General features: G+C 32.0%; 10 protein-coding genes. 8 read left to right on the plus strand and 2 right to left on the minus strand.

Annotation, left to right across the window (positions count from 1 at the left end; all coding sequences use genetic code 11):
* Positions 1-2 precede the first annotated feature (2 nt).
* Positions 3-1,127 carry a toxic anion resistance protein gene (locus ABID14_RS05585; RefSeq protein WP_354367995.1) on the plus strand — a complete coding sequence of 375 codons (1,125 nt, stop codon included), beginning with the start codon at positions 3-5 and terminating at the stop codon, positions 1,125-1,127.
* Between the two features lie 343 nt (positions 1,128-1,470).
* On the opposite strand, the gene ABID14_RS05590 is transcribed toward ABID14_RS05585, so the two are convergent.
* Positions 1,471-2,490 (minus strand): PTS sugar transporter subunit IIC, encoded by a 1,020-nt coding sequence (locus ABID14_RS05590; protein ID WP_354367997.1) that lies wholly within the window; start codon positions 2,488-2,490, stop codon positions 1,471-1,473.
* A gap of 638 nt (positions 2,491-3,128) precedes the next feature.
* Here ABID14_RS05590 and ABID14_RS05595 point away from each other — a divergent pair.
* Positions 3,129-5,066: an acyl-CoA dehydrogenase family protein gene (locus ABID14_RS05595; protein ID WP_354367999.1), complete on the plus strand. Its 1,938-nt coding sequence runs from the start codon at positions 3,129-3,131 to the stop codon at positions 5,064-5,066.
* Between the two features lie 14 nt (positions 5,067-5,080).
* A complete protein-coding gene (locus tag ABID14_RS05600) occupies positions 5,081-6,325 on the plus strand; it encodes an FprA family A-type flavoprotein (RefSeq protein WP_354368001.1) in 1,245 nt (414 codons plus the stop codon).
* 291 nt (positions 6,326-6,616) lie between these two features.
* On the opposite strand, the gene hutU is transcribed toward ABID14_RS05600, so the two are convergent.
* Positions 6,617-8,608: a urocanate hydratase gene (hutU, locus tag ABID14_RS05605; protein ID WP_435529954.1), complete on the minus strand. Its 1,992-nt coding sequence runs from the start codon at positions 8,606-8,608 to the stop codon at positions 6,617-6,619.
* A gap of 272 nt (positions 8,609-8,880) precedes the next feature.
* Here hutU and hutI point away from each other — a divergent pair, with 272 nt between their 5' ends.
* From hutI to ftcD, 5 genes are all read left to right on the plus strand, one after another.
* Positions 8,881-10,146, plus strand: coding sequence for an imidazolonepropionase (gene hutI, locus ABID14_RS05610; RefSeq protein ID WP_354368005.1), 1,266 nt, complete (start codon positions 8,881-8,883; stop codon positions 10,144-10,146).
* A 473-nt stretch (positions 10,147-10,619) separates the two neighbouring features.
* The gene (gene nhaC, locus ABID14_RS05615; RefSeq protein ID WP_354368007.1) at positions 10,620-12,155 is read left to right on the plus strand and encodes a Na+/H+ antiporter NhaC; all 1,536 of its coding nucleotides are present in this window, start codon (positions 10,620-10,622) and stop codon (positions 12,153-12,155) included.
* A 31-nt stretch (positions 12,156-12,186) separates the two neighbouring features.
* Positions 12,187-12,693, plus strand: a complete 507-nt coding sequence (locus ABID14_RS05620; RefSeq protein WP_354368009.1) for a hypothetical protein — start codon at positions 12,187-12,189, stop codon at positions 12,691-12,693.
* 175 nt (positions 12,694-12,868) lie between these two features.
* Positions 12,869-14,407: a histidine ammonia-lyase gene (gene hutH / locus ABID14_RS05625; protein WP_354368011.1), complete on the plus strand. Its 1,539-nt coding sequence runs from the start codon at positions 12,869-12,871 to the stop codon at positions 14,405-14,407.
* Between the two features lie 84 nt (positions 14,408-14,491).
* Entirely contained in the window at positions 14,492-15,385 is an 894-nt protein-coding gene (ftcD, locus tag ABID14_RS05630; RefSeq protein WP_354368013.1) for a glutamate formimidoyltransferase, read from the plus strand.
* The last annotated feature ends 1 nt before the right edge of the window (position 15,386 follow it).

Below are 15,386 nucleotides of genomic sequence, written 5' to 3' on the forward strand. Positions count from 1 at the left end.
AAATGGACAGGGAAATAAAGCTAACTTTAGATGGGGCAGATAGCAGTATAGATGCTGAGGAAAAAATAGAATCAAAATTACAACAAAAAGATATAGAAAAAGTTCAATTAACTCCAGAAGAACAAAAACAAGTTGATGAATTTGCCAACTCCATAGATATAACGAATTCTAATGTAGTTTTACAATATGGAGTTGGAGCACAAAGAAAACTTTCTAACTTTTCAGAAAGAACTCTTGAAACAGTAAGATCTAAAGACTTAGGAGAAGTTGGAGAGTTACTTTCAGGAGTAGTTAATGAACTGAAAAATTTTGATATTGATGAAGACGACAATAAAATTGTAGGCTTTTTCAAAAAACAGATGAACAACATGACATCCATTAAGACGAAATATGACTCTGCTCAAAAAAATGTAGACAATATAATAAAAGCATTAGAAAATCATCAAGTTACGCTTATGAAAGATATAGCGATGCTTGACCAAATGTATGAATTAAATGAATCATATTACAAGGAACTTAGCATGTATATCTTGGCAGGCAGAAAAAAACTTGAAGAAGCAAGAACCGTTGAATTACCAAAACTACAATCAGAAGCATCAAGTACAAATCTACCTGTAGATGCACAAAGAGCTAACGATTATGTAAATTTGATAAATAGATTTGAGAAAAAATTACATGATTTAGATTTAACTAGAATGATTTCTATTCAAATGGCACCTCAAATTCGTATGGTTCAATCATCGAACACAGTTATGGTAGAAAAAATTCAATCAACTATTGTAAATACTATTCCTCTTTGGAAATCACAAATGGTAATAGCACTAGGAGCTAATCATTCAAAAGAAGCTGCCAGAACTACTAAAGAGGTAACAGACTTAACAAATAAATTGCTCCGCAAAAATGCCGATACTTTAAAACAAACAACAATAGACACAGCCAGACTTTCTGAAAGAGGCATAGTGGATGTAGATACAATAAAACATACAAATGAACAACTAATCTCTGCCTTAAATGAAGTTAGACAAATTCAAATAGAAGGGCACAAGAAACGCGAAGAAGCAGGAGTTCAACTAATGCAAATAGAAGAAAATTTAAAAAATTCTTTAAGAGAAATTGCAAATAAATAGTTATAAATTATAGATATATTACACATTGATATATTTAGATTGAAATATATGAAAATCAAAGAAATTATTTTTAACTAAATAAAATTTTCAAAAATTTAAAACTCAATCAGTAGACAGATATTTATATGATGCCTATCTTTATATTATCAATAAATATTAAAAATCATATAGTTTAACTTGTATAATTTAATATAAAGTAAAAATAAAATAGAGATAATCCTATAGTGATATTTATAGGATTATCTCATTTTTATGAGCTTTATTTTAATTATTTTATATAATTATGGGTTTGATTTCTGTTCAATAATAATCTTATATCAAAAAACTTTAGTATCAAACTAATTTATTTTTTGAAAGCTAAAGTCATATCGCCATCTTTAATAAGTTCATGTTTTCTCATCACGATATAAATGATATAAGATAAAATAGCAGGCAAGATTATATGCATTAAAATTATTATTGGTAGTAGTTTTTTAAAGGGGACATCGGGCATAGCATTGAAAGTTGATATTTGTCCAACAAGTCCACTTGTTCCCATACCAGAGCCTAGAGGAGTGTTTTCTAGCTTGAATACAATTGTTGCAACGGGACCAAGTATTGCGGATGCCACGGTAGGAGGAACGAGAATAAGTGGATTTTTGATGATGTTAGGCATCTGTAACATACTAGTACCTAACCCTTGAGCAGCCAAACCTTCCATTCCATTGTCTCTAAAAGAGATAACAGCAAATCCAATCATTTGACAACAACAACCAATAGTAGCAGCTCCACCAGCTAGAGAAGATAAAGACAACATCATGCACAAAGCAGCAGATGATATCGGAAGAGTCAGAACAATACCAACTATAACAGAAACAATTACACCCATTATAAATGGTGCTTTATCTGTAGCATTCATAATTATGTCGCCCAGAAAGTTCATAAAAGACTGTATGTAGGGACTGACAAATGTTGCCATAAAAACTCCAGTCAAAACTGTGATTGTCGGTGTTATAATGATATCTATTTTGGTTTTACCACTTACTAATTTTCCAAATTCTATTGCAAAAATAGTTGCGATATATACTCCCATTGGGCCACCTAGTTCATTTCCAGCTATGCCCACAACTGTAGAAGAAAATACTACTAGGCTGGGTGCACCGAGTGCAAAAGCTATGGCGACGGCAATTGCAGGACCTGTTGCTTTTTGGGCTAGAGGCCAAAGAATTTCGTTTAAAAAATCTATATTAAAACTATTTCCAATAGTATTTAAAATAGTTCCAACTAGAAGTGTTGCGAACAAACCATAAGCCATAGCTCCTAAGGCATCAACGAAATATAATTTCGATTTACTTTTAATTTTTTGTTTTAAATTTTCTGTCACTTGAAATCTCCTTTTTAAATAATATGATAAATAAATTCAACACTTTATATTTTATCTTATTTAAGTGGTAATACAACATTCTATTATAAAAAATTATAAAGAAAGTGAAAAAGACAAATATAAATAGAATTGATTAATATTATACATGAATTCATTAAAAAATTAACAATATTTTTTCAATTATAATGATTTGCCAATTAAAAATAATATTGATGAATAGATTACAAAACTATCTTTTGTCTATTATATATGTTTATTCTAGTTTGGTATGGCTAGATTAATAGATAAATTTAAATGAATTTAATATATAAAAGAGTAGTGTTAACATAATGGGAAATCATTATTTATTTTTTAATGTGTATTGGTATACATAAGAAATTATTATTTTGGGAAAGGTGTTTTTATTTTTTTTATTGGGTATAATAAAAAGGAAAGAAATGTTATAAAAAAATCTATGAAAATTACTGAAAAACGAATATGTCTGCAATTATGAAATTAGTATTAAAAATTAAAAAAACTTTGACACTTTTGAAAGGTTATTGTATACTATAATCATTGTATACCGAAAAGGTATTGATTATTTTCATGTTTTTTTTATTGAAAACATTCACAAGTATTTATTTTAAGAGGAGGCAATTATGTCAAGCATGTACAAAACAACTGAGGAACATGAAGAACTTCGTAAAGCTATCAGAGCTTTTGCAGAAGCAGAAATCAAACCATTATCTTTTGGTTTGGACCAAAACAATGAATTTCCAGAAGAAATCATCAAACAAATAGGTGAACACGGATGGATGGGACTACCGTATTCAGAAGAAGAAGGTGGAGCAGGAAAAGACGTTATCTCTTATGCAATTGCTGTTGAAGAGCTTTCAAGAGTAGATGCGGGTGTAGGAGTTGTACTTTCTGCACATACTTCATTAGGCTCATATCCAATTCAAGCTTTTGGAACTAAAGAACAAAAAGAAAAATATTTAAAGCCACTTGCACAAGGTAAAAAACTTGGTGCCTTTGGTCTTACTGAACCAAATGCTGGTTCTGATGCTGGTGGTACAGAAACAACTGCTGTACTTGAGGGTGACTATTATATTTTAAATGGTAATAAAATATTTATTACTAACGCACCTGCTGCTGATGTATATATAGTTTATGCAGTCACTACTCCAGGAATTGGTACTCATGGAATTTCGGCATTCATTGTTGAAAAGGGATGGGAAGGCTTTACATTTGGAGATCACTATGACAAATTAGGTATCAGATCCTCAACTACAGCTGAACTTCAATTTAATAATGTAAAAGTTCCTAAAGAAAATCTACTTGGTAAAGAAGGCCAAGGATTTAGAATTGCGATGCAAACACTTGATGGCGGTAGAATCGGAATAGCATCTCAAGCTCTAGGAATTGCTCAAGGAGCATACGAAGAAGCTCTTGCTTATGCTAAAGAAAGAATTCAATTTGGAAGACCGATTGCTCAACAACAAGCTGTAGCATTTAAAATAGCTGATATGGCTACTAAAATTAGAGCTGCAAGACTTATGGTTTACTCAGCCGCTGAAATGAAACAAAATCATGAAAACTATTCAATGGAAGCTGCGATGTGTAAAACTGTTGCATCTGAAGTTGCAATGTGGGTTGTTAATGAAGCACTTCAAATCCATGGTGGTAATGGATACCTTAAAGGAATGGCTGTTGAAAGATTCTTTAGAGATGCAAAAATTACTACTATCTATGAAGGAACTTCTGAAATTCAAAGAGTTGTTGTTGCAAGTAATTTAATTGGTAAAGCACCCAAAAAAAAGGGAAAAGCAGCAATAATAGATAAAAAAGCAGGTCCCATTACTGGTGACAGAAAAAGAGAAATAATCAAAGCCGATACTGCACAAGAAGCGGTAGATATACTTGTTCAAAATTTAAAGAAAGATGGATATGATTTTTCAGTAGGAATTCCAATGGATACTCCTGTATATGAAGCTGAAAGAGTAGTTTCTGTGGGGAATGCTATTGGATCAGAAGAAAATATGGATATTGCAAGAGACCTTGCTCATGCTGCTGGTGCCGCACTTGGTGGTTCTAGACCTGTAGCTGAAACTCTTAAATTAATTCCTCTTGAAAGATATGTTGGTATGTCTGGACAAAAATTCAATGGTAACTTATATATTGCTTGTGGTATTTCTGGAGCAGTCCAACACCTAAAAGGAATCAAGAATGCTTCAACAATTGTTGCTATTAATAAGAATGCAGGAGCACCAATTTTCAAAAATTGTGATTATGGAATAGTTGGAGATATATTTGAAATAATGCCTCTACTAGCAGAATCACTAGGTACTGGAGAAAAAGAACCTGCTCCTCCAATGAAAAAAGTTAGAAGATCTAAACCAAGAAAACTAGCTCCTAATTATAAAGTTATGGTTTGTCCTGGTTGCGGTTATGAATATGACCCTAATGTAGGTGACCCTGAAGGCGAAATCGATCCTGGTACAGATTTTGATAGATTACCAGATGATTGGACTTGCCCAGAATGTCAAGAAGAAAAACAAAACTTTATTCCTGAAGAATATCCTGAAGATAGAAAATAATTGGGAGGTAGCAAATGTATAATATAAGACAAGTAGCAGAAGATTTATATTTTGTAGGTGGAAATGATAAAAGACTAGAACTTTTTGAAAATATGTTTCCTATTCCAGATGGAGTATCCTACAATTCATATCTTCTTTTAGATGAAAAGACAGTAGTAGTAGATTCAGTTGACTGGTCAATTACTAGAGATTATATAAGAAAAATTGAAATTTTACTTGATGGAAGAGATCTTGATTACATGCTAATTCATCATATGGAACCAGACCACTGTGGAGCTATTGAAGAAGTATGTATAAGATGGCCTAATGTTCATATTATTGCAAGTGAACAAGGATTCCAATTTATGAGACAAATGGGATATAATATTCCAGAAGATCAAACTATAATCGTAGAAGAAGGCGACACTATGAATTTTGGTAAACATACTTTTGCCTTCTTAGAAGCACCAATGGTTCACTGGCCAGAAGTGTTAATGTCTTTAGACACAACTAATGGAGTATTATTCTCAGCGGATGGTTTTGGTTCATTTAAATCATTAGATGGTAAACTATTTGCAGATGAGGTCGATTGGGAAAGAGATTGGCTTGATGAGGCTAGAAGATATTTAACAAATATAGTTGGAAAGTACGGTCCATTTATTCAAGATGTACTAAAAAAGGCTGATCCACTTCTACCACAAATAAAATATATTGCACCACTTCATGGTCTTGTATGGAGAGAAAATTTAGAATATTTCATCGATAAATATGACAAATGGTCAAAATATGAGCCTGAAGAAGAAGGTGTGTTAATTGTTTATGCATCAATGTATGGAAATACAGCAAATGCAGCTCAAGAATTGGCAAACAATCTTGTTATGAAGGGTGTTAAAAAAGTAGAAGTTTATGATGTATCAAAGACTGATATTTCAGTATTGATTTCAAAATCTTTCCAATATTCTCACATTGTTTTAGCATCTGTAACTTATAATCTTGGAATTTATCCTAAGATGAAAAATTACCTTATGGACTTAGCAGCTCTAAATGTTCAAAATAGAACAGTAGCTATTATCGAAAATGGTACTTGGGCTTGTACTGTAGGGGACAAAATGGAAGAATTCATTGATGAAAACCTAAAATTATTTGATGTATTAAATGAAAGAGTTACAATTAACACTGCATTAACAGAAGCTAACAAAAATGATATGGAATCTCTAGAAGATGCTATTGTTGAATCAATGAAAAAAATTAGAGAAGTTAAAGAAAAATTTGAAGACTAATTGATTAGATATATTTAAAAGTAAAAATTGGAGCCTTTCTGACTAGTAGGAAAGAGAGGTTCCAATTTTTTATTTATTAGAAGCTTACCCTTAATAAATATTAGTATAATTTGCATTCAATATTTATTTGTTTAATTTCCAGACTTGTTAATATTACAATTTAAATGAGTGTTGCTTTCAAGACATAATAATAAAAAAATTTTACAATTAAATCTCATTTTCACTAAAAAAGCACTCATGTCGAGTGCTTTTTTAAATATATATATTAAACATTAAGATAATAAACAATAATTATTCAATATCTAAATCTTTAACAGCATTTTCTATTAATGCATCATCAACTAGATAAGGGATAGTTATATGTCCATATTCATTTTCATTGTTAAATTCTTTAACTACTTCGATAGAGTGTTCATTTCTAGCCCAGTTACGTCTAGCTACACCACTCATAACGTCCCATGTTAAAGAAAGTTTGATAATCTCATCAACCATTTCAGAACCGTCAAGAACAAGTCCAAAACCACCGTTAATTGATTTACCAATACCAACTCCACCACCATTGTGTAGAGCAACAAGTGACATACCTCTTGCACAGTTACCAGCAAAACATTGAGTAGCCATATCTGCCATTACATTTGAACCATCTTTAATATTAGATGTTTCTCTAAATGGAGAGTCTGTACCAGAAACGTCATGGTGGTCACGACCCATCATAACAGGACCAATTTTTCCTTCTCTAACAAGTTCGTTAAATTTAAGAGCAATATCTACTCTACCTTTAGCATCTTGGTAAAGAATTCTAGCTTGAGTACCAACAACTAATTGGTTCTTTTCAGCATCTCTAATCCAGTTATAGTTATCAAGGTCTTGATATCTTCTGTCTTTATCAATACATTCCATAGCAGCTTTATCAGTAGCTATAAGATCTTCGTGTTTACCACTTAGACAAACCCATCTGAAAGGTCCATATCCATAGTCGAATAGAAGAGGTCCCATAATGTCTTCAACATATGAAGGCCAAATAAAGCCATCTTTGTCGTCATTACCATTTTTAGAAACTTCTTTTACTCCAGAGTCATAGATAGCTTTCAAGAAAGAGTTACCATAGTCAAAGAAGTAAGTTCCTTTTTCAGTAAGTTTTTTGATAACTTCAAAATGTCTCTTAAGAGTCATATCTGCAAGTTCATGGAATTTTCTCTTATCAGTTCTTAAAAGGTCTGTTCTTTCTTCAAAAGTAATTCCTACTGGACAATATCCACCGTCATAAACATTGTGGCAAGAAGTTTGGTCAGAAAGCAAATCAATGTGAATGTTTTCTTTTTCCATGTATTCAAGTAAGTCAACGATGTTACCGTGGAAAGCAATAGAAAGAGCAACTTCTTTTTCTTGAGCTTCTTTAGCTAATTCACAAGCTTCTTCTGGAGATTCAGCAAGTTTTTGAATCCAGCCTTGTTCAAGTCTAGTTTCAATTCTTGAGATATCAACTTCAGCTATTATAGAAACTGCTCCAGCAATATCCCCAGCTTTACCTTGAGCTCCACTCATTCCGCCAAGGCCTGAAGAAACAAATAATTTACCAGCTAGGTTATCTTCGTTTCCAAGACCTAATTTAAGTCTACCAGCATTTAAGATAGTGTTGTATGTTCCGTGAACAATTCCTTGAGGTCCAATATACATCCAACCACCAGCAGTCATTTGTCCGTAGTTAGCTACGCCCATTTCTTCTGCGATTTCCCAATCGTCTAGGTTATCATATTCTCCAACCATAAGACCATTAGTAATAATAACTCTTGGAGAATTCTTTCTTGATTTGAATAGTCCAAGTGGGTGACCAGATTCCATAACCAAAGTTTCATCATCTTCCATAACTTCTAGATATTGCATAATTAAATTATATTGCATCCAGTCATGGCAAACAGAACCAGTTTCACCGTAAGTTACAAGTTCGTAAGGGTAAAGAGCAACATCAAAATCGAGGTTATTGTCAATCATTACTTGGAAAGCTTTTCCAGCTAGACAATTTCCTTTATATTCGTCAATTGGTTTACCATAAATTCTTCCTTCTGGTCTAAATCTATAGCCATAGATTCTACCTCTTGTTGTAAGTTCTTCTAAGAACTCAGGAATTAACTCTTCATGATATTCTTCAGGAATATATCTAAGAGCATTTCTTAAAGCGATTTTAGTTTGATCTTTAGATAATCTAAACCCTCTATCAGGTGCCCTTCTTATTCCTGGTTCAAAAGATTTCTTTTCTGGTAAGTTGTCGATTCTTACTTTCATAATCTTTTGAACTTCTGCGTTATGATTATTTATCACTTTTATCAACCTCCATGTCTTACATTATAATCTAATTTTATAATTATGTAAACTAGATTTCTATAAATTAAGTTCGAATTGATAGATTAATATATATATTTACTAATAAACTTGAAAAAATAATATTATTTGAGATAATGTTTACATAAAAATCTACATTGACCTACAAATTTCGTTATGTCAAAATGGATTAGTAAATAATAATTTTATGGGTAAACTATATAGGGAGGTTATTTATGAAAGCGGATAAAATATTAATTAATCTAAAACAAATTTTTTCACCTAATGATTTAGGTAGACCACTTAGAGGTGAAGAAATGAATGAAGCGAATATCATAGAAAATGGTTATATCGCTATTGCTGATGGAAAGATATTAGAAGTTGGAGAAGGCAACAATTGGGAAAATCTAAAGGACAATAATACTGAAATTGTTGATTTAACTGGCAAGGTAGCAACTCCAGGTTTAATTGATGCTCATACACATTTAGTTTATGGCGGGAGCAGAGAAAATGAATTCGCAATGAAACTAAATGGTATGGAGTATCTTGAAATACTTGAAGCAGGAGGAGGCATTCTTTCAACTTTAAAGGCAACTGATGAAGCTACTTTTGATGAGTTATATGACAAGACTGAAAAGCTACTTGAACACATGCTAGTTCATGGGGTAACAGCAGTAGAGGCGAAATCTGGTTATGGAATAACTTTAGAGACTGAACTTAAAGAACTTGAAGTTCTCAAAAAATTAAATGAAGAATTTCCTTCTGAACTAATCACTACTTTTATGGCAGCTCATGTTATAGCAGACAAATATAAAGATAATCCCGATGAATATGTAGATATTGTAATAGATATGATGCCAGAAGTAGCTAAAAAAAATTTAGCAGAATTTTGCGATGTTTTTTGTGAAAAAGGCGTATTTACAGCAGAACAATCAAAGAAAATCTTAGAGGCTGCTAAAAAACATGGCTTTAAGACTAGAATCCACTCTGATGAAATCGAAAATATTGGTGGAGTTAAAGTAGCTGCTGATGTAAATGCAGTATCTGCAGAACATCTTATGGTAGTTGATGATGAAGAAATCGAAATGATGGCAGAAGCTAATGTAATAGGAAACTTGCTTCCTGGAACTACTTTTTCTCTAATGAAAGACACATACGCTCCAGCTAGACGTATGCTTGAAAAGGGAATGGCTATTACACTATGTACAGATTCAAACCCCGGATCATGTCCTACAGCAAACTTGCAATTTATCATGCAACTAGGTTGTCTACAAATGAAGTTAACTCCAATAGAAGTATACAATGCTGTAACTATAAATGCAGCCTATTCTGTAGATAGAGCTAAAACTATTGGTTCATTTGACAAAGGTAAAAGAGCTAATATAGCTATTTTTGATGCAGAAAATATAGATTATACACTGTATTTCTTCGCAACAAATTTAATAAAACAAGTTTACATTGATGGAAAACTTGTTGTTGAAGATAGACAATTAGTAAAATAATTAAATTATTGGCTGACCTTGATTTTGGGGTCAGCCTTTTATATTTTTATTAATGAAAACTTTATCCTAATATTTTACAATTTTTATGTCAATTTTAGAATAAATTATTGTAATATTATGATAAAAATAAATTATTTATATTTAACTTATATTAAAATGAAATTCAAAATTATTTTTCTATACATTATAAAAGAAATGTATGTATGAAAATAGTAATTGAGTGAATTAATAAACATTAGTACATTGAGATTATTGAATTACACGATAATATATTAGCGATAAAACTTGTTAATATATTGTGCTTTTTATTGTAATTAGAAGATGATTTCGATTAAATGATTGACTTTTTGTTATATTTGGACTAAAATTTATGTAGAAAACATTTTCAGTAATACATAATTCTTTGTAAAATTGTATTACAGGCGTATTAATAGACAATATTGCCTAAATGACACTATTGAGGAGGTATTTTTATGAAAAACGAAGGTCAAAAAACCGTTAGACTGCCTAGTATGTTTGAAGCACTACTACCTATTTTAATTATGGTTGCTCTAATGGTATATGTTTTCAAGTTTAGTGACGAAGCTTATAACGCTGCTCATATGCCACTAATAGTTGGTACGAGTGTTACTGTAGCCATTGGTATTTTATGTGGTCACAGTTTTGATGAAATGATGGAAGGTATAGTTGAAAGAATTACTGCTACTCTTGATGCAATTCTAATTCTACTTACAGTAGGTCTTTTAGTATCATCTTTCATGATTTCAGGTTCTATACCAGCGTTAATTTATTATGGACTTCAATTTTTATCACCACAAACGTTTCTTCCTATTGGATGTATTCTTTGTGCTGTAGTTGGAGCTGCTTGTGGTTCTTCATGGACTGCTACGGCAACTGTAGGGATTGCATTTATGACAATCGGACAAGGACTTGGCATGAGTCCAGCCCTTACAGCAGGTATGGTAATATCTGGAGCATATGTTGGAGATAAATTCTCTCCACTATCTGATACTACTAACTTAGCTGCTGGTATTTCTGGTACTGGTTTATTTGATCACGTAGCTGCAATGGTATCCACAACTGGTCCAACTTTCTTAATAGCAATTATTCTTTACGCTATTTTAGGAATGAATATATCAGGTGCTGGTTATGATGCTTCTATAGCTGATGGTATTAGAGAAGCAATAGCTGCTAACTTTAATGTCAATCCATTGGTTCTTTTACCTATAGTTTTAATAGTTTTAATAATGGTATTTAGAATACCTGGACTTTTAGGTGTATTGGCATCAGTACTTGTTGGTATCATTTTTGCACAAATATTCCAAGAAACACGTTCACTTGCTGATATTTTCTCTATATTACACTATGGTCCTGAAATTGAAACAGGAAATGAGTTTTTAGATAAAGCTTTAGCTAAAGGCGGTATGGATAACCAAATGTGGACTATCAACTTGATTTTACTTGCTGTTTCATTTGGTGGAGCACTTGAAAAATGTGGTATTGTTGAAAGACTATTTGGTGAACTTAAAAATAAAATTAATTCTGTATCAGGTTTGTTATTAACTACAATGCTTACATCAATATTCTGTGATGCTGCAATGTGTGACCAATTCTTAGGAATTGGTGTTCCTGCACCATTATATGAAGATAAATTTGATGAACTTGGACTTGCAAGAAATATGATGTCTAGAACACTTGAAGATGCAGGTACACTTTGGGCAGTAATGTTTCCATGGACAGCATGTGGTGCTTACCAACACGCAACACTTGGTGTCAATCCATTCTTATTCTTCCCATTCGCATTTGTTAACTTGCTAAATCCAATCTATGCATATATAACGGCAGCATTAGGTAGAAATATTTTCTGGGCTGATGGATCTTATACAAACTTATTCGGTAAGACTACTATGAAAAAACAAGCAAAAGCTCCAGAAGAAGCTAGAGAAATTGCTATGGCAGCACTTGAAAAAAGACGTGCCGAAGGCAAAGCTCCTAGAGTTGAAGCTTAATTAAGATTAAAATTTAGAAAGAAGTGATTAAATGGCAGAAATAAGTTTGCCTTGGGAAAATGATAGTGAAGTAATTGAATATGAATATGTTAATCCTAGGAAGAGCTTTTCCGAAAAGTATGCCTATGTAATCACTTTTGCTTTAATAGGTTTAGGTATTTTTACAAAGTATAAACTGACTTTGTTTTTAGCTCTATTGTTGTTGCTGTCTCTTATTACTAAAAGATATGTGGCAGCAACCTCTAAAGGGCTTGAGATGTTTACTGATATGAAAATATCAAAAACGCATACTATTTGGGATTGGTCAGAAATTGATGCAATAACTTATGAAAAGAAACACGAGCAACCTGGGCTCATACTATTATATTTTACTAAAGGTGATATTACCAAAAGATTTTTCTTCAAAGATAAGGATAAAGAAGAAGTCTTTGATTTAGCTCATAAATATAATAGAAAAATAAAGGTTTATAATGCACATGACTACAAGAATAGTCTAAAAGATTCATATAAAAATATTAAAAAATTAAAGAAAAAATAGTGCATTAATTAAAAATAAATAAAGATATTAATGATACAATTAATATAGAAACATAAAATATAAAGTACGGTATTTTTTAAAGTGCATTTTTACAAAAAATTTAAGAATACTTTGTTACTTTATATTTTTTGGGTATAATGTAGTTAGTGATTTAAATGAAAGGAATGAAATAATCATGGAAAAAGTTGTATTAACAGGTAATAATCTAGATCTTGAACAATTAGTAGCAGTAGCCAGAGGTCATGTTCAAGCTGAAATTGATGAAAAGGCTATCGCTGATGTAAACAAATCTAGACAATATGTTGAAGAAATTGTTGAAGAAGAAAGAGTTGTTTATGGTATCAACACTGGATTTGGTTCTCTATCAAGAGTTTCAATTTCTAAGGAAGACTCCACACAACTTCAAGAAAACATTATCAGAACTCATGCATCTGGATTCGGTGACCCTCTTCCAGAAGATGAAGTTAGAGCCATAATGCTTATTAGAATTAATTCACTTTTAAAAGGTGTTTCTGGAATTAGACTTTCCACAATTGAACTATTATTAGATATGCTAAACAAAAATGTAGTTCCATTTATTCCAGAAAAAGGTTCTTTAGGAGCATCAGGAGATTTAGCTCCACTAGCTCATATGGTTCTTCCTATGCTTGGTCTTGGTAAAGCTTATTATGATGGTGAGCTTTTACAAGGAAAAGAGGCTATGCAAAAAGCTGGACTTGAACCTATTGATTTAGCTGCAAAAGAAGGACTTGCATTAATCAATGGTACAACAGTATTAACTGCCACAGGTGCATTAGCTCTTTATGATTCTATTAATCTATCAAAACTTGCAGATATTGCTGGTGCAATGACAGTTGAATCCGCAAGAGGAATTATAGATGCATTCTGGGAAGAACTTCATACAATTAGACCACATGAAGGTTCTCTTGAAACTGCTAAAAATTTAAGAAATTTATTAGAAGGCTCAACTTATGTAACTCATACAGCTGAACTTAGAGTTCAAGATGCTTATACTTTAAGATGTATGCCACAAGTTCACGGTGCAAGTAAAGATACTATTGAATATGTTAAGAAAAAAGTAGAAATTGAATTAAACTCAGCTACAGATAACCCTATTATCACTCATGATGGTATGGTAATTTCTGGTGGAAACTTCCATGGAGAATTAATGGCTCAACCATTTGATTTCTTGGCGATTGCTACTTCTGAACTTGGAAATATTTCTGAAAGAAGAATAGAAAGACTTGTAAATACAACTCTTTCTGGTATGCCATCATTCTTAGTTAAACACCCTGGACTTAACTCAGGTTTCATGATTACTCAATATGCAGCAGCAGCTTTAGCATCAGAAAACAAAACACTTTCTCATCCAGCAAGCGTAGATTCAATTACATCATGTGAAAACCAAGAAGACTTTGTTTCAATGGGTAACTGGGCTTCAAGAAAAGTAAGAGAAGTAGTTAAAAATGTTTATAGAATTTTAGCAACTGAAATTATGATTGCAGCTCAAGCTATTGACTTTAGAATGGAAATGGAAGACAACAAGTTTGAATTAGGTAAAGGAACAAAAGTTGCTTACGATGCAATTAGAGAAGCTGTTGATTTCATAGAACAAGATTCAAATATTGAAATATATGACGAATTAGAAAAAGCACAAGAAGTATTGACTTCAGGGAAATTACTTGAAGCTGTTGAAAAGGCTGTTGAGCTATAATTATTTGACTTAAAAATATTAACTTATATAATTAAGATGGTTAACAAAAATTCATATATTAAATAATTAAGGAGGAAATTTAAATTGAAAAGAGTAATGTGTATCCCAAACTATTCTGAAGGACGTGATCTTGACGTAGTTGAAAAGATTGCAGATTGTTTCAGAGCTAAAGAAAATATCAAATTATTAGACTATCAACCAGATGCTGACCACAATAGAACTGTGGTTGAAGTTATTGGTGAACCTAAAGCAGTTATTGATGCTGTAATCGAATCTGTAAAAGTTGCTACAGAATTAATAGATATGTCTAAACATAAAGGTGCTCACCCAAGAATGGGTGCAGTTGATGTTGTTCCATTTATTCCGATTACAGAAACAGATACAGAAGAATGTGTTGAATTTGCTAAAGAAGTAGGAAAAGCTATTGGAGATATGGGTATACCTGTATATCTATATGAAGATGCAGCTACTAAACCTGAAAGAAAAAATTTAGCAAAAGTTAGAAAAGGACAATACGAAGGTTTCTTCGATAAAATTAAAGAAGAAGAATGGAAACCAGACTTTGGTCCTCAAGAAATGAATGAAAAATCAGGAGCAACTGCAGTAGCAGCAAGATTCCATTTAGTGGCATTCAATGTAAACTTAGATACACCTAATGTTGAAATAGCTGATAAAATTGCAAAAACAGTTCGTCACATTGGTGGAGGTCTAAGATTTGTTAAAGCAATTGGTCTTTCATTAGAAGAAAAAGGACAAACTCAAGTTTCAATGAACCTTGTAAACTTTGAAAAAACTGCTATTTACCAAGCTCTTGAAATGGTAAAATCAGAAGCAAAACGCTATGGAGTTACAGTTGTAAATACTGAACTTATTGGATTATTACCACTTCAAGCTCTAATTGATAGTGCTGCATATTATATGCAAATAGATGGATTTAGCTCAGAACAAGTTATAGAAACAATGTTAATAGGGGAATAAT

The sequence above is a fragment of the Peptoniphilus olsenii genome (assembly GCF_040545475.1).
Classification (GTDB): domain Bacteria; phylum Bacillota; class Clostridia; order Tissierellales; family Peptoniphilaceae; genus Peptoniphilus_A; species Peptoniphilus_A olsenii.

What these genes read in the sequence shown, in the direction of transcription:
- ABID14_RS05585 (WP_354367995.1), top strand. Translation starts at nt 3, where the DNA reads ATGGACAGGGAAATAAAGCTAACTTTAGATGGGGCAGATAGCAGTATA.
- ABID14_RS05595 (WP_354367999.1), top strand. Translation starts at nt 3,129, where the DNA reads ATGTCAAGCATGTACAAAACAACTGAGGAACATGAAGAACTTCGTAAA.
- ABID14_RS05600 (WP_354368001.1), top strand. Translation starts at nt 5,081, where the DNA reads ATGTATAATATAAGACAAGTAGCAGAAGATTTATATTTTGTAGGTGGA.
- hutU (WP_435529954.1), bottom strand. Translation starts at nt 8,608, where the DNA reads ATGAAAGTAAGAATCGACAACTTACCAGAAAAGAAATCTTTTGAACCA.
- hutI (WP_354368005.1), top strand. Translation starts at nt 8,881, where the DNA reads ATGAAAGCGGATAAAATATTAATTAATCTAAAACAAATTTTTTCACCT.
- nhaC (WP_354368007.1), top strand. Translation starts at nt 10,620, where the DNA reads ATGAAAAACGAAGGTCAAAAAACCGTTAGACTGCCTAGTATGTTTGAA.
- ABID14_RS05620 (WP_354368009.1), top strand. Translation starts at nt 12,187, where the DNA reads ATGGCAGAAATAAGTTTGCCTTGGGAAAATGATAGTGAAGTAATTGAA.
- hutH (WP_354368011.1), top strand. Translation starts at nt 12,869, where the DNA reads ATGGAAAAAGTTGTATTAACAGGTAATAATCTAGATCTTGAACAATTA.